At 61.9% G+C, this 24,589-nt stretch carries 20 protein-coding genes and 1 pseudogene; 12 read left to right on the top strand and 9 right to left on the bottom strand.

Annotation, left to right across the window (positions count from 1 at the left end):
- Positions 1-30 precede the first annotated feature (30 nt).
- The gene (locus VGD45_RS21975; protein WP_331157497.1) at positions 31-2,139 is read left to right on the top strand and encodes a TonB-dependent receptor; all 2,109 of its coding nucleotides are present in this window, start codon (positions 31-33) and stop codon (positions 2,137-2,139) included.
- 16 nt (positions 2,140-2,155) lie between these two features.
- Here the strand turns inward: VGD45_RS21975 and VGD45_RS21970 are convergent, their stop codons facing one another.
- Entirely contained in the window at positions 2,156-2,575 is a 420-nt protein-coding gene (locus tag VGD45_RS21970; RefSeq protein ID WP_331157496.1) for a hypothetical protein, read from the bottom strand.
- A 201-nt stretch (positions 2,576-2,776) separates the two neighbouring features.
- Here VGD45_RS21970 and VGD45_RS21965 point away from each other — a divergent pair, with 201 nt between their 5' ends.
- A complete protein-coding gene (locus tag VGD45_RS21965) occupies positions 2,777-2,989 on the top strand; it encodes a hypothetical protein (RefSeq protein WP_331157495.1) in 213 nt (70 codons plus the stop codon).
- A gap of 76 nt (positions 2,990-3,065) precedes the next feature.
- A complete protein-coding gene (locus VGD45_RS21960) occupies positions 3,066-3,926 on the top strand; it encodes an aldo/keto reductase (protein ID WP_331157494.1) in 861 nt (286 codons plus the stop codon).
- A 9-nt stretch (positions 3,927-3,935) separates the two neighbouring features.
- On the opposite strand, the gene VGD45_RS21955 is transcribed toward VGD45_RS21960, so the two are convergent.
- Genes VGD45_RS21955 through imuA form a run of 3 tightly spaced genes read right to left on the bottom strand, consistent with a single transcriptional unit; the run spans position 3,936 to position 9,253 of the window.
- Positions 3,936-7,010, bottom strand: a complete 3,075-nt coding sequence (locus tag VGD45_RS21955; protein WP_331157493.1) for an error-prone DNA polymerase — start codon at positions 7,008-7,010, stop codon at positions 3,936-3,938.
- Positions 7,011-7,013: 3 nt separating this feature from the next.
- Positions 7,014-8,600 carry a DNA polymerase Y family protein gene (locus VGD45_RS21950; protein WP_331157492.1) on the bottom strand — a complete coding sequence of 529 codons (1,587 nt, stop codon included), beginning with the start codon at positions 8,598-8,600 and terminating at the stop codon, positions 7,014-7,016.
- Positions 8,601-8,602: 2 nt separating this feature from the next.
- A complete protein-coding gene (gene imuA, locus VGD45_RS21945) occupies positions 8,603-9,253 on the bottom strand; it encodes a translesion DNA synthesis-associated protein ImuA (RefSeq protein ID WP_331157491.1) in 651 nt (216 codons plus the stop codon).
- A 445-nt stretch (positions 9,254-9,698) separates the two neighbouring features.
- Between imuA and VGD45_RS21940 the strand changes: the two genes are divergently transcribed.
- Complete coding sequence (locus VGD45_RS21940) at positions 9,699-10,664, top strand: SOS response-associated peptidase family protein (RefSeq protein ID WP_331157490.1); 966 nt, start codon at positions 9,699-9,701, stop codon at positions 10,662-10,664.
- 107 nt (positions 10,665-10,771) lie between these two features.
- On the top strand, positions 10,772-11,467 hold the full coding sequence (locus tag VGD45_RS21935) for a DUF6445 family protein (protein WP_331157489.1): 696 nt from the start codon (positions 10,772-10,774) through the stop codon (positions 11,465-11,467).
- Between the two features lie 22 nt (positions 11,468-11,489).
- Here the strand turns inward: VGD45_RS21935 and VGD45_RS21930 are convergent, their stop codons facing one another.
- Complete coding sequence (locus VGD45_RS21930; protein WP_331157488.1) at positions 11,490-11,957, bottom strand: hypothetical protein; 468 nt, start codon at positions 11,955-11,957, stop codon at positions 11,490-11,492.
- A 301-nt stretch (positions 11,958-12,258) separates the two neighbouring features.
- On the opposite strand from VGD45_RS21930, the gene VGD45_RS21925 reads away from it, so the two are divergent.
- The gene (locus VGD45_RS21925; protein ID WP_331157487.1) at positions 12,259-12,984 is read left to right on the top strand and encodes a hypothetical protein; all 726 of its coding nucleotides are present in this window, start codon (positions 12,259-12,261) and stop codon (positions 12,982-12,984) included.
- On the opposite strand, the gene VGD45_RS21920 is transcribed toward VGD45_RS21925, so the two are convergent.
- From VGD45_RS21920 to VGD45_RS21915, 3 genes are all read right to left on the bottom strand, one after another.
- The gene (locus tag VGD45_RS21920) at positions 12,911-13,447 is read right to left on the bottom strand and encodes a cytochrome D1 domain-containing protein (protein WP_331157811.1); all 537 of its coding nucleotides are present in this window, start codon (positions 13,445-13,447) and stop codon (positions 12,911-12,913) included. The two genes, VGD45_RS21925 and VGD45_RS21920, sit on opposite strands and share 74 nt — an antisense overlap.
- A complete protein-coding gene (locus VGD45_RS34405) occupies positions 13,417-13,614 on the bottom strand; it encodes a hypothetical protein (protein ID WP_414717598.1) in 198 nt (65 codons plus the stop codon). Before VGD45_RS34405 ends, VGD45_RS21920 begins: the two co-directional genes overlap by 31 nt.
- A gap of 119 nt (positions 13,615-13,733) precedes the next feature.
- Entirely contained in the window at positions 13,734-16,121 is a 2,388-nt protein-coding gene (locus VGD45_RS21915) for a TonB-dependent receptor (RefSeq protein ID WP_331157486.1), read from the bottom strand.
- A gap of 183 nt (positions 16,122-16,304) precedes the next feature.
- Here VGD45_RS21915 and VGD45_RS21910 point away from each other — a divergent pair, with 183 nt between their 5' ends.
- The 3 genes and pseudogenes from VGD45_RS21910 (at position 16,305) to VGD45_RS21900 (ending at position 19,491) form a co-directional block, all read left to right on the top strand.
- The gene (locus tag VGD45_RS21910) at positions 16,305-17,258 is read left to right on the top strand and encodes a sensor histidine kinase (RefSeq protein ID WP_331157485.1); all 954 of its coding nucleotides are present in this window, start codon (positions 16,305-16,307) and stop codon (positions 17,256-17,258) included.
- Positions 17,255-17,897 (top strand): annotated as a pseudogene (locus VGD45_RS21905) (response regulator). The gene VGD45_RS21910 and the pseudogene VGD45_RS21905 overlap by 4 nt, the downstream one beginning before the upstream one ends.
- Positions 17,898-17,910: 13 nt before the next feature.
- A complete protein-coding gene (locus VGD45_RS21900) occupies positions 17,911-19,491 on the top strand; it encodes an MFS transporter (RefSeq protein WP_331157483.1) in 1,581 nt (526 codons plus the stop codon).
- Positions 19,492-19,499: 8 nt separating this feature from the next.
- On the opposite strand, the gene VGD45_RS21895 is transcribed toward VGD45_RS21900, so the two are convergent.
- Positions 19,500-20,399, bottom strand: a complete 900-nt coding sequence (locus tag VGD45_RS21895) for a LysR family transcriptional regulator (protein WP_331157482.1) — start codon at positions 20,397-20,399, stop codon at positions 19,500-19,502.
- A 109-nt stretch (positions 20,400-20,508) separates the two neighbouring features.
- On the opposite strand from VGD45_RS21895, the gene VGD45_RS21890 reads away from it, so the two are divergent.
- The 3 genes from VGD45_RS21890 to VGD45_RS21880 all read left to right on the top strand — a co-directional run bounded on the left by VGD45_RS21890 (position 20,509) and on the right by VGD45_RS21880 (position 24,527).
- Positions 20,509-21,237, top strand: coding sequence for an SDR family oxidoreductase (locus VGD45_RS21890; protein WP_331157481.1), 729 nt, complete (start codon positions 20,509-20,511; stop codon positions 21,235-21,237).
- A 27-nt stretch (positions 21,238-21,264) separates the two neighbouring features.
- Complete coding sequence (locus tag VGD45_RS21885; RefSeq protein WP_331157480.1) at positions 21,265-21,759, top strand: RidA family protein; 495 nt, start codon at positions 21,265-21,267, stop codon at positions 21,757-21,759.
- A 140-nt stretch (positions 21,760-21,899) separates the two neighbouring features.
- Entirely contained in the window at positions 21,900-24,527 is a 2,628-nt protein-coding gene (locus VGD45_RS21880) for an Ig-like domain-containing protein (RefSeq protein WP_331157479.1), read from the top strand.
- Positions 24,528-24,589 lie beyond the last annotated feature (62 nt).

Raw genomic sequence — 24,589 nt, 5'->3', positions numbered from 1 at the left:
ACAAATCAAGTCGATTGGGAGGTTCACCCCATGTTGAAAAAAGAATGTGTCGCCGTGTCCGCGCTAGTCGCTACGGTGTTTGCCGGTGAGGGTTTCGCGGCGGACTCAGCTGGCGAACTGGAGGAGGTGATGGTCACATCGAGTCGCATCGATCGGCCGCTGAGCACCATTCCCAACACCGTGACGGTCATCAGCTCGGCCGAGTTGGAGCAGCAACTCGCGATTCACAACGACATTTCGACCGTCCTGGGCAACTTGATTCCGAGCTTCTCGCCGAGCCGTCAGAAGATGACCAACGCCGGTGAGAGTCTGCGCGGTCGTAAGCCGCTGTACATGATCGACGGCGTACCGCAGTCGAGCCCCTTGCGCGAAGGTGGTCGCGATGGACACATCATCGATTCCACTGTGCTGTCGCGTGTGGAAGTCCTGCACAGCGCGAACGCGATTCATGGCCTGGGCGCTTCCGGCGGCATCATCAATCTGATCACCAAGCGACCCTCGGAGAAGCTCGAGCAGAGCGTTCGTGTCGATAGCACGTTTCAAACCGAGGATGTGGGCGAGAGCGCCGATTACGGCGTGACGTACAGCATCTCGAATCGCTTCGGTGACGCCGACGTGCTGGCGAGCTTGAGCTATCGCGAGTCTGGCATTGGCTACGACGCGAATGGCGATGTCATCGGCTCTGACAACACTCAGGGCGACACCATGGACTCGCGCACGATCAACGCGTTTCTCAAGACGGGCTACGACTGGGACGACCAGCGGGTCGAGCTGATGTTCAATCGTTACGACATCGAAGGCAACAACGATTGGATCTCGGTGCCCGGCGATGTCGACAACGGCATTCCGAGCAGCGCAGTGAAGGGTCACATCGCGGGCGAGGGCGCTCGTAACAAAGTGACGAATCTGGCGCTGACCTATACGAACGAGGTGTTCCTCGGCCAGAACCTGCGCGCGCAGATTTTCAGCCAGGATCTCGAAGCGACCTACGGCGCCGAGGCGACGCCGCTCGATACTTTCCAGGATCCGGCGTATGGCCCGAACCTGATCGACCAGTCGCAGAACAACTCGGAAAAGCAGGGCCTGAAGGTGACCTTGTCCAAGCGCGACGTCGCGGGGCTGCCGGTCACGCTCGTGTATGGCTTCGACGTGCTGATCGACGAGACCTGGCAGGAGCTGATTCAAACCGGCCGCAGCTGGGTGCCGAAATCGCGTTACGAAAACTATGCGCCGTTCCTGCAAGTGGACTACACGGGCATCGATCGTCTGACGGTGAGCGGCGGCGTGCGTTACGAAGATGCGAAGCTCGAAGTCGATGACTTCACGACGCTCGCTTCGGCCGGCAGCCGTTTCGTACGGGGCGGCGAGCCTTCGTTCTCCGAGACGCTCTACAACATCGGCGCCACTTATCGGCTGACGGATGCCTGGCGTGTGTTTGCAAACCGCGCCGAGGCGTTCTCCATGCCCGATGTCGGTCGCGTGCTCCGTGGCATCAATATTCCCAATCAGAGCGTCGAGAGCTTCCTCGATCTGAAGCCGGTGCTGACCGAGAGCACCGAGGCGGGCCTCGAGTTCAAGAACGCCATTCTGGACGCGCAGGTCGCGTACTTCCGCTCCACGTCCGATCTCGGCCAGCGTTTGCAACGGGGCAGCGACGGCATCTATTCGGTGCAGCGTGAGAAGACGGAGATCGACGGTGTCGAGTTCCGCACGACCTGGCAAGCCACAGAAGCCGACTCGCTTGGCCTGCGTTATGCGCACACCGATGGCCGCTATGACTCCAACGCCGATGGCCGCGTCGACTCAGACCTCGGTGGCGCCAACATCGCTCCGGATCGCATCAACGTAAGCTGGGATCGCGCCTGGTCGGCATCCGTGACCTCGCGGCTGCAAGTCAATCATCTGATGGACCGCGACTTCGAGAACAGCGCGGGCGTCACGACCGTCAAGTTCGATGGCTACACGACGGTCGATCTGAGCGCCGATGTCGCTGCGTTCGGTGGCTCAGTGAGCGCCGCGGTTCAGAACCTGACGAACGAGGATTACTTTACGTATCACTCGCAGACCAACGCCATCGACATCCGATATTTCAAGGGTCTCGGCCGGACGTTCCGGCTGCAGTATCACGTCGGTTTCTGAGCCGGAGCGGCCCTGATCAAGTGTCCTGACGCGACATCGCCCGTTCCATGAGAACCGCGGCGACCGCATCGCGTGCTTCGGTTTCGGTCGTTCCAGCAGGGAACTCGAACACTTCGTTCTTATCGAACGGGTTTGAAAATCGCACCGGCTGGTCCTTGGCGACCTGCTCGGATGGAGAGGCTGGTTGTGAAGTTTCTGCTGTCGACTGGCTGGCGCGCTCGGAGGGCTTCAGCACGTGCGCTACGCCGGCGATGCTGACGATCGCGATGATTGCGATGGCGAGGCGCGAGCTGCGGTCCGCCGATGCTTTCGGGGCATCCAGTTTACGTGACGGAGCAGGCAGAGGGTCCGAAAGCGCCAGCAGATCCTGTGCGCTCAGTTCTACCTCCGTGTCTGCTTCGTCGAACTGCGGACTCATCCGTATCGATTCGTTCATGAAGTTCCTCCCTTGGGCTCGCTCGCAAGCGACTGCGCGGCGTTTCCAACCGCCGCTGGGCTGCATGAGGATACACGTAGATCCGACCAGAACAGTTCCGTACTCGAGGGAAAGCGTGATACAGATCACAAGATCCGGGCCCGCCGCCGTGCATATGACAAATGCGCATTCATAATGGCGCACACCCACAGAGGAGGATTCATGCGAAGCGCTTTGATTGCCGGAGTGATACTTGCCCTGGCCGGTGCGTTCATCGTCTTCAAAGGCGTGAGCTACACGCGCGAGGAGAGCGTGATCAAGTTCGGCAGCCTCGAAGCGAAGATGCAGCAGAAGCACCGTGTGCCGGATTGGATCGGCGGCGTTGCGCTGGGCGCCGGCCTCGTGCTCGTGATCGCAGGCTTGAGGAAGCGCTGACACGCCCGCTTCGGGTTTCCGGCTTTACTCACACGCGCCTTTGGCGGAGGCTTTGGACCGTGAAGGGGAGAGCATCATGGCCACTTTGACTGCAGCGCACGCGGGCACTTTTCGTCTAGGCGGCGAGCTCGAAGTCAATCGCTTGGGCTTCGGCGCGATGCGCATTACTGGCGAAGGGATCTGGGGGCCGCCGGAGGATAGGGCGGAGGCTTTGCGCGTGTTGAAGCGCTTGCCGGAGCTCGGCGTCAACTTCATCGATACGGCGGACTCCTACGGTCCGGACGTGTCGGAACAGCTGCTGCGTGAGGCGTTGCATCCGTACAAGGGGTTGGTCGTTGCCACCAAGGCCGGCTTGACGCGGCCTGGACCGGATCAGTGGGTGACGAACGGCCGGCCGGACTACCTGATCAAGCAGGCTCGCAATAGTCTGAAGAAGCTCGGCGTGGAGCGCATCGACCTCTGGCAGCTGCATCGGATCGATCCGAAGGTGCCGCGTGCCGAGCAGTTCGGCGCGGTCAAGCAGTTGCTCGACGAGGGCGTGATTCGTTTCGCCGGCTTGAGCGAAGTCAGTGTCGAAGAGATCGAGGCGGCGTCGAAGGTCTTCCCGGTCGCCACGGTCCAGAATCTTTACAACCTGGCGGATCGTAGCGCCGAAGCCGTTGTGAATTATTGCGAGCAGCAGGGCATCGGCTTCATTCCGTGGTATCCGCTCGCGGCCGGCGAGCTGGCGCGCCCGGGTTCCAAGCTCGATGAGATCGCGAAGAAACATCGCGTCGTGCCGAGTCAGATCGCGCTGGCGTGGATTCTCAAGCGCAGCCCGGTGATGTTGCCGATTCCTGGCACGTCGAAGGTGAAACATCTAGAGCAGAACGTCGCGGCGGTCGAGATCGAGCTCTCCGACAACGAGGTCGCGGCGCTCAACAAGCTCAGGGCATAGCCCGCGACGTCAATGAAAGTCCCGTGAGGGCACCCGCAGGACGCCCAGCCACTGGCTATGGTCGAAGAGCGCCAGCGCGATCAGGTGCTTGACGCCGTTCTCATGCTGAAACGTGCCACGTACCTCCATCAGCGCGGCGCCCAGGAAGGCGGCGCGATACTCCTGCGCGACCCGATTCCAGACGATGACCTGCACGATGCCGGTTTCATCTTCGACGGTCATGAAGGTCGTATGCTTCGCCGTGCTCGGACTCTGCCGCAGCGTGACCAGCCCGACGAAACGAACCTCGGCGCCATTCTCGGATTCCAGCACCTCGCGTGCCGATTGGATTCGCCGTCGAATCAGACGATCGCGCAGTAACGCAACCGGGTGGCGACGCAGTGACAGCCCGGCGCTCCTGAAATCCGCGAGGATGTTCTGGCCCTCGCTCGGCGCTCGCAATAATGGAGTGGCTTCGTTCGGTGGCGCGTCCGCCAACAGCGCATAGTCGGTTTCCACACCGGCGAGTGCCCAAGCCGCGTGATGACGGTTGCCCGCCAGCGCGGACAGGGCGTTTGCGCCGGCTAACAGCTCTAGGTCGCGACGGGACAACCGGCTGCGCTGAACGAGATCGCCCGTGCCGGCAAACGGGCTGGCGCTGCGCGCGCTCAGCAACTGCATTGTCGCCGCTTCGCTCAATCCTTTGACGAGCCGCAGCCCCAGTCGCAACGCCGGTGCTCGTCCAGGTGCGTCGACTTCGAGTGTGCAGTCCCAATCGCTCCGGGTCACATCGATGGCGCGAACCTCGACGCCATGTTCCCGTACGTCTCGGACGATCTGCGAGGGCGTGTAGAAGCCCATCGGCTGACTGTTGATCAGCCCCGCGGCGAACGCCGCGGGCGAATGACATTTCAGCCAGCCGCTTGCATAAGCGATCGCCGCGAAACTGGCGGCGTGACTCTCCGGAAAGCCATACGCCGAAAAGCCCTGCAGCTGCCGCCATAGCTGATCGGCAAACTGCTCGCTGTAGCCGCGCTCTCGCAATCCTCGGAGCAGCTTTTCGTGAAAGGTCTCCAAGTTGCCGTGACGACGCCATGCAGCCATCGCGCGCCGAAGGGCATCGGCTTCGCCGAGCGTAAACCCAGCGGCCACGACGGCAAGCTCCATCGCCTGTTCCTGCCAGATGGGAATGCCCTTGGTGCGCTCGAGCACTCTGCGTACTGCTTCGCTAGGATAGGTAATGGGTTCCAATCCCATGCGTCGACGCAAGTAGGGATGCACCATGTCGCCGACGATGGGGCCGGGGCGCACGAGGCCGATCTCGATCACCAGGTCGTAGAACTCGCGCGGCTGCAGTCGAGGCAGCATCGACATCTGTGCACGCGACTCGATCTGAAACACGCCCACGGTATCCGCGCGACAAAACATTTCGTATGTCTCGGGATCCTCAATTGGAATCGTCGCCATGGTCAGTGACTCGCCGGTGGCGCGATTGTGCAGGTCGAGGGTGCGGCGGACGGCGGTGAGCATGCCCAGGGCGAGCACATCGACCTTCAGCAGTCCCAGCGATTCGAGATCGTCCTTGTCCCACTGAATGACCGTTCGATTCTCCATGCTGGCGTTCTCGATGGGCACCAGCTCGTCCAGGCGATGGGCGGCGATCACGAAGCCGCCCACGTGTTGCGAGAGATGGCGCGGGAATCTCACGATCTCGGCCACCAGTTGCATCAACCGTTCCACCAAAGGATTGCTCGCATCGAACCCCACTTCGGCGAGCCAGTTCGGCAATTCCTGCGGATCTTCGCTTTCGCGTCGCGCCAGCGTGCCGATCAAGCGTTCTATTTGTAGCAGGTCGAAGCCGAGCGCTTTGCCGACGTCGCGAAGCGCGCTCTTCAGGCGATAGGTGATGACGGTCGCGGCGATGCCGGCTCGGTGGCGGCCATATCGCTCGTAGAGGTACTGCATGACCTCCTCGCGGCGTTCGTGTTCGAAGTCCACGTCGATGTCCGGCGGCTCATGACGTTCCTTGCTGATGAAGCGCTCGAACAGGACCTGTTGTCGGGAGGGATCGACGATGGTGATGCCGAGGCAGTAGCAGACGACGGAGTTGGCCGCCGAGCCGCGGCCCTGGCACAGGATGCGGCGACTCTTCGCGAACCGCACCAGGTCGTGGACGGTCAAAAAGAAATGCTCGTAACGCAGTTCCGCGATCAGTGACAGCTCGTGTTCGAGCAGCGTCTGAACGTTCTCGGGAATCTGATCGGGCCAGCGTTCTCGCGCGCCTTCGTACGATAGCTTACGTAACCAGCTCGCGGCCGTGTGTCCTTCGGGGACCAACTCGGCCGGGAATTGATATTTGATCTCGTCCAGTGAAAAGCGGCATCGCTCGGCGATGCGCACACTTTCAGCCAACCACTCGGCGGGGTAGCGCGCGGCCAGCGTCTTGATGGCGTGAAGGTGCCGGTCGCGATTGGGCTCGAGCGCATAGCCACACTGTGACAAGGGCATGCGAAGACGGATCGCGGTCAATACATCGTGGAGCGGCTTTCGTTCGCGTACGTGCATCAGCACGCCGCCGCAGGCAGTGACTGGCAGATTCAACGCGTCCGACAGCTTGCGGGCGCGATCAACGTGTTCGCGATCGTGACCGTCGTGATGTAACTCCACGCCAATCCACAGCCGACCCGCAAAGCGCGCTTGTAACCAGTCGCCGTCGGCTGCGGTGTTATTACCATCCGGCAGCCATACCAAACAACACTCATCCAGCGCGCCGTCCAGCCAGGGGCGTTCGAGCGTATACGCGCCTTTAACGGCTGCTCGCCGTGCCTTTGTAATCAGGCGACATAGTTGGCCGTAGCCGCGACGGGATTGCGAGAGCGCGACGACCGTCAGCCCATCGGTGCAAGTGAGAGTCGCACCAACGATCAAAGGAAGGTTGTGTTTTTTGGATGCCTCATGGGCGCGTACGATGCCCGCGACACTGCACTCGTCGGTGATGGCGATGGCGCGGTAACCAAGCTCCGCTGCGCGCTCAACGAGCTCTTCAGGAAAGGAGGCGCCTCTCAAGAATGAGAAGTTGCTCAGGGCATGCAACTCGGCGTACATCGCTCATCCAAACAGCCCGTGCACGAACCAGTCGTGAGGTGACTGCAAGTCGCGGTAGATCCAGCATTCAACGCCTTCGCGCGTGCGCGCCCGATAGTACGCGCGCCTCACGCTGGCGCCTTCCCAGGCTTCGGCCTCAATCGTCTCGGGGCTCGATTCGATTCGAAAGGCACCTTGCAGATACTCGCGCGTGGCGGGTTTCGGTTCACGAAACAGCCAGAGGGGGCGCCTCGGCAAGCGGGTTGGAGTGGCGATAGCTGCTGAGGCTTGCGATGGCGCCTCCGCCCACTGCGCCCGTTCTGGGACGTGATGCGCCCGCATCGCGAGCGCGCGAATCGCGTTCACACCGAAGCGACTTTGCAGCTGTTCGAGCAATCGGGCTTTGAGCTCGGACGCCGCGGGCACATCGGCCCGCGTGGCGGGATCCATGGCAAGCGAGTGATTGCGTGCGTGGGCAACGAGTAACCTCGGCGCGTCGATCGCCACTTCACGGACCGGCGCTCGCAGCGCGAGTCGATCCAAATGTTCGTGCAGCAGGGTAGAAAGATGCGCAGTGTCGGCGGTGGCCTGTTGCAGACGAATCGCAATGGGTGTGCAGCCCTCGCGATGTTTCAGCGTGATGGTGAGCTCGTCGATGGTGCGCGCCGCGCCGATCAGCGTGCGTTTCAAACGAGCGAGCGGACGCTCCAGCATTTTCTCGAGCAGCGACGTCGTTTCTATCTCGAAATCGAGCAGGACTCGATCGTGATAACTGGGCGGCGTCGACCAGCCGCGATGAAGCCACGTCGTACGGCCCATCGCCTGTTGCAGCTCACGAACGGGGCCGCCGCCGATTCGTCGCGCCAGATCCTTGCGCGATAGCCGCATCAGATCGCCGAGGGTCATGACGCCAAAACGTGTTAGTTGCAGTTCGACCGGCAGCGGCCATTGCAGGCTTGTGATTGGCAGCGAGCCAAGCGCCTCCGAGAGCTCGCGCGGGAAGCAGACGCGCGGTGTGGTTGACGATCGAGCCAGCCACTGTGCGCTCCGTGCAGTCGGTGCGAGCGCAAGTTGCAGACCTGCGTTGAGGCCGCAGAGATCGGCTTGAATGCGCTCGATCAATGCAGCGGGCCCGCCGAACAACCGGAAACTACCGCGCACTTCGAGCAACACTTCGTTCGGCGGTTGCACGCTGACGGCCGACGTGTACTTCAGACATTCGCTCGCGATGCGTTCAAGCAAGCTCGTCTCCGCTGCCATATCACGTGAGATCAACGTGAGCGAGCTGCACAAGGCAATCGCGGCATTCATGCGATGGCCCGGGCGAACGCCGTAGTTCCAAGCCCGCTCATTGCAGGCCACGACGTGTTTCAACCGATCGTCATCGATCACGGCCCACGCTGACGCATCGAGCGACGCACGGCGATCCAACGGTGCGGCGTTATATGCGGCTGCCAGTGAGAGATCGGTGAAGTGCAACGCCAACCACGCCTGCGAACGTCGGCGCGAGGAAGCAGGTGAGGGCGTGGGTGGCGATTCGATGGGCTGAGGCGCTGGCGCGATGGGTCGCACCGGCATCTCGAACAGCATCAATTGAGCAGCGGCAGCCATGGCTACTTCGCCTCGCTCGTCGAGCGATCCGCGTCGGCGGGCACCATGCACACGACGCTCGGCCGTCGGCCTTGCATTTTGAGAATCGAAAGTTCGAGTGCGTCCGGCTGCGGTCGGAGCGCGATGCGCAAGGTTGCAGGGGATGCGATTCGCGCTTCGCTCGTCGGTCGAAACAACACACCCACACTGCGGCCCGTCATGGCTGCGAGCTTGAGCGTTCGTAGGGCTGCAGGCTTCAACTGTCGCGCCCATGCAATGACGGCAAGACATGCGCCGGAGCGCAGCGCCTGGGTCATGGCCCATTGCAAGTCAGAGGGCGTCGCTACCGAACACACCCAATGATCGTTCGGCGCCAGACCGCACTGGCTCAGCGCAATGGCATGCAGTTCGAAGGGGGGCGATAACCACAGCACTACTTTTCGGGACGCCGTGTCTGACGTTCCTTGCGCGTTCCTCAACAGGCCGATGAGGAGTCGCAATTCGCCGATGCCATGATCGTCACACAGCAACTCGATGAGCGAGGGCTGCGGCCAACCGCCGCCCAGGGCCCGATCGAGTGTGTCGTGGCCTGTGGAAACGCATTGGGCCTGTAGCGGCGCGAGCGACTCTGCACGCCAGAGCAGCGGAATGTCGGCGAGCGTGACGGTGTTCATCGCTCACTCCCGCTCCCGGCGCCGCTGATTGATCTTCGACCACGCCTGAATGGCCGGACTGCTGGACGGAGGCCGTCGCGCTTTCGGTCGATCCTCGAACGCGCGCGTCAACGCGACCGGGTCCAGGCAGACGCTGGTGCAGTTCGCACAGGCGAACAATGCAGTCGTGACGCGCGAACCATCCCGGCGCGTGAACACAACGGGCTGGAACACGGTGCCATTGCAAGTGGGACAGCAGATGTGGTCGGGCCGGTCGGGCATGGCGAGTCATGGACTGTACGGATGTACAGATCCTAGATCGCTTTGAGCGCGGGTGGAAGGAGCTAGACCGGCAGAAACGTGTGGACGATCCCCCGAGGCGAGATAACCGGCTGATCGCCCGCTGAATTATTTTTGGCGGGCATGGCATCATCTGACCCCAGGCTTTTGTCCTTCAGGGGTTGTCATGTGTTACGCAGCGCTGGTCGCCGCGGACTTGCGTCGTTTGGAGCGGGAGCTCGGCGCTCGTATCGATTTTGCCGCCTTTCAGCGTGTCTACGAGGCGCGCGGCGACGACCCCAAAGCGTTCAAATTGCCGATTGCGCTTGATCGGCAATTTCTCGGCATGAACGATCCGGCGGTGGCGCAGATCGTGGCCGCAATCGCCGCTTATCGTCAGCAGCGCACGAGCGAATGGCAGACGGAAATCTTCGAGCAGCGTCGGCGACATGCCGACGCGCAACGCAAGCTGGCGCAGAAAGCCACCAAGGCCGCGCAGAAAGATCTGCAGGTGTCGGCGGACAAGATCGAGCAGCGCTTGAAATGGCTGAACGACTTTCGCGACGTCGAGACGGTCGAAGAAGACCTCGTCATGTATCCGATGCACTACGGGCCGCTGATCGTCGAGATCGACGGCCAGCGGCAAATCACACCCATGCGTTATCACTGCCGATTGCCGGGGCATGCGCCGGACATGGACAAGCGCCTGCAGGGAAACTACAACGCGCGCATCGACTCGCTGGAAGACTGGTGGCGTCCGGTGTTCGGCAAAAATCACGGTTTGCTGGTGTTGGAAGGATTCCGCGAGAACGTCAAAGTTCATGATATGGAGGGACGCGAGCTGAAGGAGGGCGAACGACCGGAGAATGTCGTGCTCCAGTTCAATCCGCAGGACGCGACCACGATGCTCGTCCCTTGCATCTGGGCACGATGGCAGCGAGGTGACGAAGTGCTCCACTCGATGGCGCTCATCACCGATGAGCCGCCCGCCGAAGTCGCGCAGGCGGGGCACAACAGGTGCCCCATCAATCTCACGCGAGAAGCGGCGCTCGCCTGGCTGACGCCGCGAGGACGCAGTGCCAAGGAACTCTTCGAGATCTTGAGCCAGCGGCATCGGCCGTATTACGAGCATCGCATCGCCGAGGCTGCTTGAGGCTAGGCCGATTAGAAGCTGTGCCTGACCTGCGGGTAGTTCCTCGATAAGTTGCCGCGGCCGTATGAAAATGACAGGGTAGCGGCAAATGGAACGGGGACTGTTGCGTGATTCTGGAGCTGCACCCAGACATAAGGATCGAAAAGCTCACCATCGGGCGCGAAGGCGCACCGCTTCTGGTCATCGACAATTTCGTTGCCGAGCCCGACCGGCTGGTGAGTCGGGCGGCTAAAGCGCCGTTCGCTTCCGGCGGTCGCTACTATCCAGGCATTCGGGCGAAGGCGCCACCTTCTTACGAAAACTTTCTGGCGACCCGGCTGCAGCCGCTGCTTTCGCAGTACTTCGGCATCAACAGTGCTTCCTTGCGGTTGAGCATGTGTCACTTCTCGCTCGTGACCACGCCAGCTGCACAGCTCACGCTTCCACAGTGTCTGCCGCATGTGGATTCATTCGCACCCGAGGGCGTCGCGACCATTCATTATCTCTTCAAAGAGAATCTCGGCGGGACCGCGTTCTATCGTCATCGCGCCACCGGCTACGAATACCTGGACGAATCTCGCCGCCCCACCTATTCGCGCACCCTCGAAGCCGAGTGCTCCGGCCCCGCCCGACCCATTGGCGAGTACATCAACGGCGACACTCCAATCTTCGAGCAAGTCGCCCGCGCGGAAAGCGTCTTCAACCGGATGCTCGTGTACCGCCGTAACTCGTTACATTCGGGATCAATCGACCGCGCGTTCATTCCGGACGCCAACCCTCGCACCGGTCGCCTGTCGATCAATAGCTTCGTCGACCCAGAATAACGCTGCTGCGCCGAGTTCAAAGTCAAGTCGGCTCGTGAGTTTCGTATCCGGAGGGACCCATGCCGCTGCACGAGACCTCGACGCGTTCGCTGCGTGTCGCCGTATAGGCCATGCTGACGAGCTGATCGGCGGCCACCTCCGCCTTGCTGTCGAAGCGCAGCAGGCGGCCATCCGGCATGGTCATGTACACGGCGACGATCAGGTTGCATTGAGTGACCACCACGGATGTGAGCGGATGACCTTCCACCTGCGGGGCGTTCTTTTCCTCGCCGATCTCGTCGCCGTGAGCCAGGCCCTGGCCGTTGTCGTCACAACCCGCGGGATTCGCGCAGATGGTAATTCCCGTTGCAGGATTCACGCCTGCAGTCGCATTCGCTGAATCGGAACCCGTCGCGCCGAACGCGGCGGCCAGCGGAGAAACAGATGATTTGGCGCATCCCTGCATCAGTGTAGCTGCGGCGATCGCCGCGAAGTAAACAGGCAATTTCACTGAAGACCTCGAAGAAAATGTGAGTACAGGATTTGAGAAAACGGATGCGCGGCTGCGAAGCAGTGCCTATTGCGCCAGATATCTGCCTGATCTCAGGCCAGCCAATCTCCCTCAACGCGTCCACCAAAGTTCACGTAATCAAGCATCGACCACTGTTTTTAGCGCTTGGCGAAGGCAAACAGTTCCGAGAACGAACGGCGGCGATCAGAACGGTATGGAACTCTCTCATGAAGAATCGATCGTATAACGACAGCGCGCGCGTCGGCCGCGCGGGTTCGAAGAAAGTCGCATGGAGAGTTGAATGGGGACGTCGGCAGGCAACGCCGCTGCACGCGTATGTGTGGGCCTGCTCGTGGCCGCGCTGCATTTGGTGGTGCTCAAGATAGCGCTCAATGCTCGCTGGAATCGTCCGAACACAGCCGCTGATTCGCGCGCACTCACTCTGGTGAATGTTGACGAGTCGAAGCGCGACCTGCGTGCGGTTGCTCCGAAACAGACCGTGCCCGAGCCGACGCGCACGCCACCGCTCAGTGTCGCCCCGATAGCGCCCGTTCCCGCGACGTCAGAAGACGTAGCGACGACCGAGCGCGCGGCGATCCAGGACTGGCGTGGCTCCATGGAGGCCGCGGCTACGGCAGCGGTGGGCAAGGCGATCAGAGATGGGAGCTATCGAGCGCTGGGACCGGTCGAGCGCGAGCGGTCGGGTTCTGCATCGGCGCCGTCGATCTTCGAAGCGCCCCGACGCAAAGCCGGCGATATCGACAACGATGCAGTTCAGGGCCGCACCCTGATCTGGCACAACGAGCATTGCTATACAGAGTTGCGCTTTCCTACGATCAAGGATCCCAATGCACTGGTCGGTGCGCCCAACCCGCCCAAATGCATGCAACAGTTCGGCGAGCGCGAAGCCCGCGGCGACCTGTTCGAGTCCATCGGGAAATCTAAGCGGAAGCTCATTCCCGAGGTGACGGAGCCACCACGACGCCCCACGGACGCGTCCCCGCCGGCACTGTCGCCACAACCTTGAATGACGCCGCGTCCACGATCGACACATCGTTGGACGGCCCGTTCGCCGTGTAGAGTCGCTTGCCGTCGGGGCTGACTGCCAGTCCCCAAGGGCGCTGGCCGACGGTGACGGTGCGCACCGGTTGATGGGTCGTCGCGCTGATCTCGACCACCGTGCGCCCGCGGCCCGTTGTGACATACGCCGAACGGCCGTCGGGCGAGACATCGATTTCCATGGGACGAACGAGCTCGCCCGTCAGCTGAATGGTTTTGATCACCGTGTGATTGCGCGCATCGATGACCGCTACCGTGCCATCGTTCTCTCCAGTGACGTAGGCACTTTCGCCGTTGGGAGAGAAGGCGGCCTGCCGCGGTCGTTGGCCGACGCTGAATTGTTTGATGACCTTGTTCTGTGCAGTATCGATCACCGAGACCTGGTGATGTTCTTCCGAGGTCATATACACGAAGCGTCCGTCGGGACTGATCCCGGCCCGGCGATGGGCGAGCCGCTCAGTGCGACAAAGAGCTGCGTGCCGTCGGGACTCAGTTGAATGCCACGCGGACGCTTGCCGAGCGGAACCGTAGCGAGCACCCGATGTGTCTGGCTGTCGATGACAGTCATGTCGCCAGACATCTCATTGGTGACATAGATCCGGTGCGCTGTCGTAGGCGCCGCGGCTTGCTAGCGTTCGCTGGAACTGTGCGCGGCAGACGCCACGACCAACAGACCAAGCACGATGATTCGATGGCGCATGCCGGATGAGTCCATCCCTATAATTTGATCTTGACGCCCATCCAAGCGCCCAACGGCGGGCCGGCGCCGAAGAAGCGAGGATCTTCGAAGTCCTCGAAGATTTCGTCCGGTTCGCCCAGCAGCCCGAATGTTTCGTAGTCCTCGTCGAAGACGTTATCGATGCGCGCAAACAGCGTGACTGAATCGCCGATGCGATACTCGCCCCGCAGATTGAGAATGGTGTAGCTGTCGGTCTTCTCGAGCAGGTTGGCTTCGTCGCCACGCAGGTAGACGCCCGAGCGCGTTACTACGTCGCCGCCAATGCTGAAACGATCGGTGACGTTGAAGTCCAGGCCCAGGTTCGCTTGATGCTCGGGGATGCCAGGAATCGTCGAGCCGGAGCGGACCAGCAATTTGTCTTCGCCGACAATCGGCGCGTCATCCGGTTCGTCGTCGAAGACGGGGTGATTGGGACTGTTGATGATGAAGCTGTCTTCGAAAGTAGCGTCCACGAAGCTGTATTCGATGGACCAGTGCACGCGCGACAGTCGCTGGGAGATGCTGAGCTCGAGGCCCGTGCGTCGCGTGTCGCCGACGTTGTCGAAGAACCCCACGTTCGCTTGGGCGCCGCCCGTCGTCTGGAACAAGATGTCATCGTGGTTGATCGTGCGAAAGCCGCCGAGATGCCAGCGCAGATCTCGCCCGAGCGTGCCGCGTAAACCCGCTTCCCAGCTCTTTGCCACGACCTGATCGAGTGGCGGGTCGGCGAGGAATGCATTCGGCAGATTGCAGGGCGCATCTTCACTCGCGCACGCAAGCTCGACGGGCGAGGGCGCTCGCGCCGACTCTCCATAACTTCCGTACAGCGTCAGTGCGGAAGTCGGTTGGAATGTGACACCGGCGGCCGGGTTGAACCGCTGAAATTCGTGACTGCCATTGAGTTCCGAGCTCTCGCCGGTGCCATCCGAAAGTCGGATACGAGTGTTATCCAGGCGCCCCGAGAGTGTCACTGCGACGCGCTCGGAAACGCTCAGGGTATCGGCGAAGTACACGCTGGCGTTGGTCACCTCGCTGCTGACATCCGTAATGAACTCCTCGGCAAAGATGCCAGTGCGCGAGGTGGCGCGATTCTCGAGCAGCCTCGCGACCTCCAACATGGAGTGGAAGGACGCGCGCCCCTCGCTGTACGCGACGCCAAGCGTGAGGTCGTTGTCGCCGCCGAACAGCGGTGAATGCAGAGCGAGCTGACCCGAGACTCCATAGCTTTCCTGGCGGCGGCGGCCGATATTGTTGACGGCGTCGAGCTCTTCATCGTCCAGCTCCGCCTCGATCGGCTCACCGTCCAGATCCAGCACGGGTTCGATGTCGTCATCGTCGTCCGATGAGCATTCGCCGTCGCCGTTCACGTCGATGAACTCATCCTCGACGAGCAGTTCTTCGCCGTCGACATCGCACTCTTCGAAGATGGAGCCGTCACCGTTGAACGTGTCGGTATCGATGTCCCGATAATAAACATTGCCGGCGATCTGCAGTCCGTCCGAGATCTTGCGCGAGCCTTCCAGGATCAACTGCATCTGGGTGTTCTCGGTCAGGTCCGGGTGCGTGAAGACCTGTTCCCGATCGATGGCCAGCAGCTCGACGGGCGACGCGCCGTTGCCGCGCAGCTCGGTCTTGCCGTAAGCGCCGCTCAGATCGAGCGTCCAGTCATCGCCTCGGCCGCTCAGCGCGGTGAACACGCGTAACGCGTCAGACTCCGAGTAATCCCGCCAGCCGTCTTCCTCGAAGTAATCGACGTTGCCGTAGTAGCCCCAACGCCCATTGTTGCCGCCGGATTGAATGGACCCAGCCCGCCGGGAGAACGAGCCGCCATACGCCTCGGCCTGGGTGCCCTCGTGAGTGAAGCCATTCTTCATCCTCAGCGACAGCGCGCCACCCAGCGTATTCAAACCGAACACGGGCTGAGTGCCCGCCATGAGCTGGATGGAGTCGATCGCCGAGATCGGCACCAGGTCCCAATTGATCGTATCGCCGAAGGGTTCGTTGATGCGCACGCCGTTCTGATACACGGCGAGTCCTTGGGGCAGGCCCAGCAGCGGTGACGCCGTGAAGCCGCGAAAGTTGAAATCTGGCTGCAGCGGGTTGTTCTGGGCGTGATTGACGTTGACGCTGGAGAAGCCGCGATTCAGAAAATCCGTCAAGTCGAGGGCGTGAGAGCGTTCGAGCTCCTCGGCCGTGGCGCGCTGGACGTTGGCCGGAACGAGTGACGGGTCGATGCCCGCGCCATAGGGCGCCGTAACCACGATTTCTTCGAGCGGCCGGCCGCGCTCGTCGTCGGCTGCCAGCGCCAGGTACGGAATAGCCGAGAGACAGCTAGCGAATAACGAGAGTCGAGCCGCCGCCGAATGACCTGCCGACATCTTATTCATCCCCCGCTCGAGTGCCGTTGACCGAACAGTATCCCCGGATATATTGATTCGGTGGCGCAACACCGCCTGCCGTAGAATTTCACACAGGGGACTCCGGGAGGAACAGGGAGTCCTTCCCGATCTGTCTGGGAATTCTTCCCGATCGCGCGCGACCGAATTGCCTACTGAGGGGGAGGTGCGGCAGTGGATTCACAGCGAACCGCGGGTGCGCGGTCCGGTCTCGACCTGGCGATCGTCGCGTTCGTGGTGCTCGGGTCGGCCGTACTGTTCACCCAGGTGGAGTTGAATGAGTGGCTGTTTGCGCGCACGCGTGAATTGGAAGCGCTGCAAGTCGATGAAGCGCCCGCCATCCTGTTCGTGCTCTCCACGTGCCTGAGCTGGTTCGCCTGGCGACGATACCGCGAAGCGCGCGCCGAGGTCAGCAGGCGGCAACTCGCCGAAGAGCAACTCGCAGCGTTATTGCTCGAGAATCGCCGGCTCGCTCAACAGTATCTGCAAGCCCAGGAAGCCGAACGCAAGTCCCTGGCGCGCGAACTGCACGATGAGCTCGGTCAATATTTGAACGCCATCAAGACCGACGCTGTTTCCATCCAGGAGCAGGTGAACGGTCCGCAGGCGAGCACCGTGTCCGCCATCATTCGTCACATCGATCATCTGCACGCAGTCGTGCGCGATTTGATTCGCGAGCTACGGCCGGTGGCGCTCGACGAGCTCGGTCTGCAAGCGGCCCTGGAACACTATCTGGATCAACGTCAGCAGCGCATGCCGACAGTGCATTTCAGCGTCTCATTCGAAGGCGATCTCGATTCGCTGCGCGAGCCGCTCAACGTGACGATCTATCGGCTGACACAGGAAGCGCTGACCAACGTGTCGCGGCATGCACGAGCTGGGCATGTGACGATCCGCGTGGCGCGTACGGGTTCGCCAGCCGATGTTTCCGATGCAGTTACTTTCGAAGTGACCGATGATGGACGCGGCGCCGAGCCGGGCGAAATTCGCTCCGGGCTCGGCTTGATCGGCATGCGCGAGCGCGTCGAGATGCTCGGTGGACAGTGGAAGATCACCACGGCCCCCGATCGAGGCTTCCGCGTGTTCGCGCGCATTCCCGTCAGTGAGCATAGGAGTGTGTCGCCATGAGTGCGCGAATCACCGTGCTGTTGGTCGACGATCACGCCGTGGTGCGCGAAGGCTACCGGCGCTTGCTCGAGGTCAGCGGGGGAATCAGGGTGGTCGGCGAGGCCACCAGCGCCGCCGAGGCGTATCAGATGTTTTGCAGTTTATCGGCAGACGTCGTAGTCATGGATATTTCGCTGCCTGGCGTGAGCGGCATCGAAGCGATGCGCCGGATCCTTGCGCATGAACCCAAGGCGCGCGTGCTGATGTTCAGTATGTATGAGGACGCCATCTTCGTGCGGCGAGCACTCGAGGCTGGCGCCGCTGGCTACCTGACGAAAGCTGCCGCGCCCCGCGTGCTGGTGGAGGCCGTTGCCACCGTCGCCGCCGGTCGACGCTTTCTGAGTCCCGACGTGGCGCAGACATTGGCGCTGCAGCCGATGAACGCCGAGCGTGCGACTCCCGATGTTCTCTCGGCGCGGGAGTTCGAGGTCCTCAAACTGCTTGCAGAAGGCTGCACGCTCAACGAAATCGCGCAACAGCTGGGGCTGAATCCCAAGACAATCGAATCATCAGTCGTCGATCCGACAGAAACTCGGTGCGGAGACCGCGACCCAACTGTTGCGTGCAGCCATGCGGCTCGGACTCGTTCCGCCGCTCTGATGGAATCCTGCAGATGTTGAGTTCGGCGTTCATCTCCTGTGACGAGGGCGTGATTCGAGGCGCGGAGGCGGGCGCTCGTCCCTGCGCGGAGCGCGCGAAGCCATGGGTTCTCGCCGCTACCATCGTCGGCTCGAGCATGGCGTTCATTGATACTTCGGTCGTGAATGTGGCCCTGCCTGCGATCCAGGCGGATCTCGCCGCGTCGATGCGTGACACGCAATGGGTGGTCAACGCTTACATGCTGCTGCTCGGCTCGTTGCTTCTCGTCGGTGGCGCAGCCGGCGATCGATTCGGACGGCGTCGCATGTTTGTGATCGGTGTCGCTGTGTTCACGGTCGCGTCGGTTGCATGCGCGTGGTCGCCCAACGCGGGTGCGCTGATCGCGGCTAGAGCTGTTCAAGGTATCGGTGGCGCACTGCTCGTGCCCGGGAGTCTTGCGATCATCAGTGCGGCGTTCCCGGAGCGCGAGCGAGGCCGCGCCATCGGTACATGGGCCGGCGCATCGGCGCTCACCACGGCGTTGGGTCCGGTGCTGGGCGGATGGATCGTCGACACCTGGTCCTGGCGGATCATTTTTTTAATCAATGTTCCTATTGCGGCAGTGGCTGTCGCGCTCGCGATCTGGCGCGTGCCGGAGAGCCGTCACGAATCGGGTGATGTCTCCGTCGATTGGACGGGGGGTGCGCTTGCCGTCGTTGGGCTCGGTGCACTCGTGTATGGACTGACGCTCGCGTCGGAGAATGGGTGGACGGGCGCGACCGTGCTGGGCTCGCTCGGCGTCGCAATCGGCACACTGTGTCTGTTCCTGTGGTGCGAAACTCGCGCGCGTTCTCCGATGATGCCCCTGGAGCTGTTTCGGTCGAGAAATTTCAGCGGCGCGAATGCGATTACGTTGCTGCTGTATTTTTCGTTGGGAGGGGCGCTGTTCTTCGTGCCGTTCAACCTGATCCGAGTGCAGGGGTACTCCGCGGCGCTCGCGGGCGCGGCGTTTCTGCCATTCAGCCTAATTATGGGCGTTCTGTCGCGTTGGTCCGGCGGGTTGATCGATCGGTATGGCGCGAGGAAGCTGTTGACCATCGGTCCGGCGATCACCGCCATCGGATTTGCATTGCTCGCCGTGCCGGGGATCGGCGGGTCCTATTGGACGACGTTCTTTCCATCCATGGTCGTGCTTGGCTTCGGCATGGCGGTAAGCGTTGCTCCGCTCACGACGAGCGTCATGCGGTCTGTCGAGGATCGCCATGCCGGCGTAGCTTCAGGCATCAACAATGCCACCGCGCGCATCGCCGGGATGCTGGCGGTCGCAGTGCTGGGAATGATCGCAGTTGGCGTATTCGGCGCGACTCTCGACGAGCACCTCGAGCAAATGTCTCTATCGGATGGAACGCGCGAGCTTGCGCGTGCCGAGACCCCCAAGCTCGCAGAAGCCGAAGCACCGCCGTCTCTCGATGGCTCGGAACGACAGGTGCTGCAGCAGGCGTTCAAGGAATCTTTCGTCAGCAGCTTCCGCATCGTGTCGCTGATTGCAGCGGCGCTCGCGTTGGCGAGCGCGGCGTTCGGGTGGTTGATTATCGAAGAGGAACGACGGCGATAGCGCGACTCTCAATCGCGGGTCCACAGCGGGCTGTGCCAGGCGGTCAGAGCTTCCAGGAACGCGGTGAGCCGCTGTGGCAGGAATTTCCGACTCGTGTAGACAGCGAAGACAGCAATCGGCGGCGAGGTCCACTTCGGTAGCAGTCGGATCAGCCGACCGTCCGCGATTCGCTCGTCACAGTAGGTCGACGGCAACAGCCCGATGCCGTGCCCGCGATATACGAACGTGCTGACGGTGTTGAAGTCGCGGGTCGCGATTGGCCCGGAGACGTGAACCCGCACTTTTCTTCGGCCGCTGACCAGGTCCCAGTCGGCTTCGTTGTTCTTCGCATTGAGCATCACACAGGCGTGCTGTTCGATGTCCGCGGGTTCTTCGGGACGTCCGTGCTCTTTCAGGTATTCGCGTGCGGCGACGACATAGCGAACGTTCTTGCCGATGCGTGTGGCGACCACACTGGAGTCCTGCAACTCGCCGAAGCGGATCGCGACGTCGACGTTCTCGGCGACCAGGTCGAGAAATACATTGGTGATGACCAGGTCGATGCGAATCTTCGGATGCGCTTTCATGAAGCCGGAGAGGAATTCCAGAAACGGGTCCTGCCCCAGAACGACCGGCACCGTGATCCGTAACAAACCTTCCGGTTGATTCTGTGTCCGGGTGAGGACCCGTTCGGCTTCTTGCAATAGGTTCAGCGGCTCCTGGCACTCATTGAAATAGTCACGACCCTGTGGCGTGAGGCTCACGCGGCGGGTGGTGCGCCTGAGTAGCGTCACGCCGAGCTGCGTCTCCAGCATCGATAACCGCCGACTCACGGTCGAGATCGGCATGCCGAGCGAGCGGGCCGCCCGGCTGATGCTTTCGTACTGAGCCACTTTCACGAAAACCAGGATGTCGTCGAGCGCTGCCATGGTGGCCACTTTGCCATTAATGGAAATCAGATTACAGCGTTTCCCATCTAATCAACAGCGGGTGCGGCGCCCACAATCTCCCCCACGTTCAACCCAACTGGAGATTCAGATGACTAGCAAACGCAAGACCGCCATCGTGACAGGCGCTTCTCAGGGCATCGGGGCCGCGGTGGCCAACCTGTTTCTGGAGCGCGGCTACAACGTGGTGGCGAACTCCCGCCGTATCAGCCAGAGCAACGAGCTGCTGCGTTCGGACAACCTCGCCTTGGTCGACGGCGACATCGCTCTGACCACCACCGCCGACAAGATCGTCGATGTGGCCACATCGCGCTTCGGCTCGATCGACGCGCTCGTGAACAACGCGGGCATCTTCTTTGCGAAGCCCTTCACGGAGTACACCGCCGAGGATTTCCGTGCGCTGTCCGCCACCAATCTGGATGGTTTCATTCACATCACCCAGCGAGTCATCGCGCAACTGCTCGCGCAAAAGAGTGGTGGCAGCGTGGTGAGCATCACTGCCTCCATCGCCGACCATCCCAACCTGTCTCTGAGCGCTTCGGTGCCGATGATCACCAAGGGCGGCATCAACGCGATCACGCGCAGCCTCGCGCTGGAATATGCGAAGCAGGGCATTCGTGTGAACGCGGTTGCTCCGGGCGTCGTCGATACGCCGCTGCTCAAGAGCGTGCCCAAGGATTTCCTGCAGACGCTATCGCCCATGGGGGTGATCGGCACCAGCCGGGACATCGCCGAGGCCGTGTTGTATCTCACCGAGGCAAGCAAGATCACCGGCGAAGTGCTGAATGTGGACAGCGGCGCCCATCTGGGCAAGTGGTAACGGCAATCGATGAGTCAGGAGAGTGTCATGATCACCAATACGGAACGACGATCCAGCGCTGAGCAACGACTCGCCGATCTCGGCATCACCTTGCCGCCCGCGCCATCGCCGCTCGGTGCATACGTTGGCGCCGTACAGGTCGGACAGCTGCTCTACTTGAGCGGAACGCTGCCATCGGAGGGCGGCGTTCCGAAGTTCCTCGGCAAACTCGGCGGCGAGTTGAGCATCGAAGAGGGCAAGAGCGCGACTCGATTGGCCGCACTCAACGCACTCGCTCTCGCCAAGCGGCAGCTAGGGTCACTCGATAAAGTGACACGCGTCGTTCGCTTGACGGTCTCGCTCGTCACGACTCCCGAGTTTCGCGATCACGCCAAAGTCGCGGACGGGGCTTCCGAGTTGCTGGCGGATGTTTTCGGACCGGAGAAAACATCGACACGGATGGTGTCGGGTGTCACAAGTCTTCCGCTCGGCGCTTCTGCGGTGGTGGAAGTCTTGTTATCGATCGAAGGTCAGTCGCACTGACAGCGATGCCATGTATGCACTTCGCGACGTCTGTTATAAGCGTCACTAGAGCAAGCAAGCGCTCCTCGTAAGCTGCCGCGCGACTTCTGGAACTGCCCGCGTGGGTAGGTCTGCACGGCAGCTTCGATAAGGAGATTCGGTTGACTCTGCGTATCGGTTCGCTGGCCATCGCGGTGGCGATTTGCTTGGCTGGTTGTGGAGGGGGCGGTGGCGGTGGTGGCGGCCTCGGCACCGATCCTCCGGGTGGCGGAAATCCTGGCGGGACGACGGATACGACGCCACCAGCTGTCACGATTTCGCAGCCGGCCAGCGGCAACGTCTCCGGCATGACGACAATAACTGCTATCGCGACGGACAACGTCGGCGTGGCAGGCGTGCAGTTCAAGCTCAACGGCACGAACATCTCGGCCGAAGACACTTCATCGCCTTATTCCGTGCAATGGAACGCAGCGACTGCGAGCGCGGGTGAGCATCAGATCACGGCGGTGGCGCGAGATGCCGCGGGCAACACCATGACTTCGCCGGTGGTGAACGTCACCGTGCAGGCAAGTGGCGGAGATACGCAGCCGCCGATGATTTCCATCACGCAGCCCGCCAATGGCGATACCGTCAATGGCACGCGAACGATCGCAGTGACGGCGACCGATAACGTCGGTGTCGTCGGTGTGCGCTTCACGATCGACGGTACCGCGTTCGGCGAAGAAGATACGACGGCGCCTTTTGTCTCAATGTCGTGGGATACGGCTGCCGTCACGAACGGCATCCACACACTGAGCGCAACTGCGCGTGATGCCGCTGGATTGACGAGCACGGAGACCATCACAGTCACTGTGAATCACAGCGGCACCGTCAGCGGCGGCTCATGGTGCAATCCCGCCACGTGGGGAGGCGCGGTGCCCACGGCGACCAGCGATGTGACAATCAGCAACGCGGTGGTCCTCGACTGCAACGCTGATGTGCGTTCGCTGACGATCCTGGCCGGCGGCAAGTTGACGGCCTCGCGTTCACAATCTTCGACGCTCACCCTGCATGGCAATCTGGTCGTGAGGGGACTGCTCGATTACGGCACTCCGGCCGATCGCATCGCTAATGGCGTGGTCGCCGAGATTGTTTTTCAGGGCATGGAGGATCGGAACTACGTCGGCACGCCGAGCGAGTTCAGTTGCGTCGCGAACGATCTCAACGACTGCGAGCGTGGCCCACCACAGGACACCAGCATGACCGTCGTGAATTCCGACGTGGGTCTGTGGGTCGTGGACGATGGTGTGTTCACCGGCGCCGGCCAACTCAAGAAAGCATGGTCGAAGCTGATGGAAGGTACGGCCGCGGGTGACGCCACATTCACCGTTGCCGACGCGACCGGCTGGCGTGCGGGTGATCGCGTCATGCTCACGCCGAGCGCGATGATCGCCGTCGCGAACTATGCGAAGCAGTTCGATGAGCGAGAGATCGCCAGCGTCTCGGGCAATACAGTGACGCTCACGCAAGCGCCGACTTATGCGCACGCTGGCTGTACTGACTGTATGCGTCGCAGCGAAGCGGCCAACTTGTCACGCAACGTCATCGTGCGCTCGTTCGACTCTACTAATCACGCGCACATCATGGTCGCAAATCGCGGCCTCGTTCAGCTCGACAGCGTGGAACTGCGCTGGCTCGGCCCCTCCCATGACTGCACCCGCGGCGAATTGCCGATGCGCCGAGCTGCTATCTACTTCCATCAGCAGCGCGACGCATCCGATCCTTCCTTCATTCGTCACGCGGCCATCTGGGGCGGCAAGCGCGAGTTCTTCCATGCCGAGACCAGCAACGGCATCGAGGTGACGGACGTCGCCGGCTACGACGGACAAGGCGACGGATTCGTGCGCGACTTCGATTACAGCGCCTGCGGACTGCGTTGCATGGAGCCGGCGGACGGTTTGGGCGTGCTCCGGCGGAACAACTTCAGCCAGGTGCTGGCCGCCAAGGTCGCGGTTCCCAATCGGCCCGAAGGCTGCCTGGCTGTCGGCCGTGCGCGAGGCATCACGGCGGGCGGTGGCGACACTCTGGATTCCGTGGCCACCGGCATCGCCTACAACTTCCATGAGTTCGGCAACGAAGCCGCCATCACGTGGCCGGAGGAGAAGGCGGGCCATTCACCCATCGATCTTTTCAACGGCAATGTCGCTCACAACAACGCGGGCAACGGCATCAGCAACTGGCAGAACAACACCCGGAACGACACGCCGTTCGCCGACAACCAGAGCTGGTCGAACGGATCGAACGGCTTTCTGCACGGCGCCTACGGCAACAGCGTGCAGTATGTGAATCTGACGGCCGTCGACAACGGTTATCGCAGCTTCGGCATCAAGTCGACCATGCTGTCGGATCGCAAGCGCATCGACGGCGGCTTGGTCGACGACGTGGGACCGATCCTGTACACGTTCGTGCCGAACTTCCCGGTGACCATGAGCAATCTCGAGTTCACGGGCGATCGCACGCATGCCTTCACACAGGTGCATGACCTCTGCGTCGGCGGCAACGAGAACGATCCGAACGACGGCACTTGTATCCGTGCCTGGCTGCGACTCGAGAACCCCCGCATTCCTGCCGGCACCGTGCCGTTCGATTTCGGCGATCACGTGAACAAGTTCTCGCTGTGGGAGGTTCGTGGCTTCTCGCATCCGGACTATCCGACGCTGCCGCAGAACTTCGATCTGTATCGTCGCGACAATCAGGTGCCGGGCGGAAACTATCACCCCGCATTCGATGCCTGGCTGGTGCCTCGCTGACCGCATGCGCAGGCTCCTGCAGGTAGTGCTTTGTAGCCTGGCGGTAGCTTCTTGCGGTGGAA

The organism is Steroidobacter sp., assembly GCF_036402275.1.
Classification (GTDB): Bacteria; Pseudomonadota; Gammaproteobacteria; order Steroidobacterales; family Steroidobacteraceae; genus Steroidobacter.
This window is presented reverse-complemented; position numbering and strand designations above follow the sequence as displayed.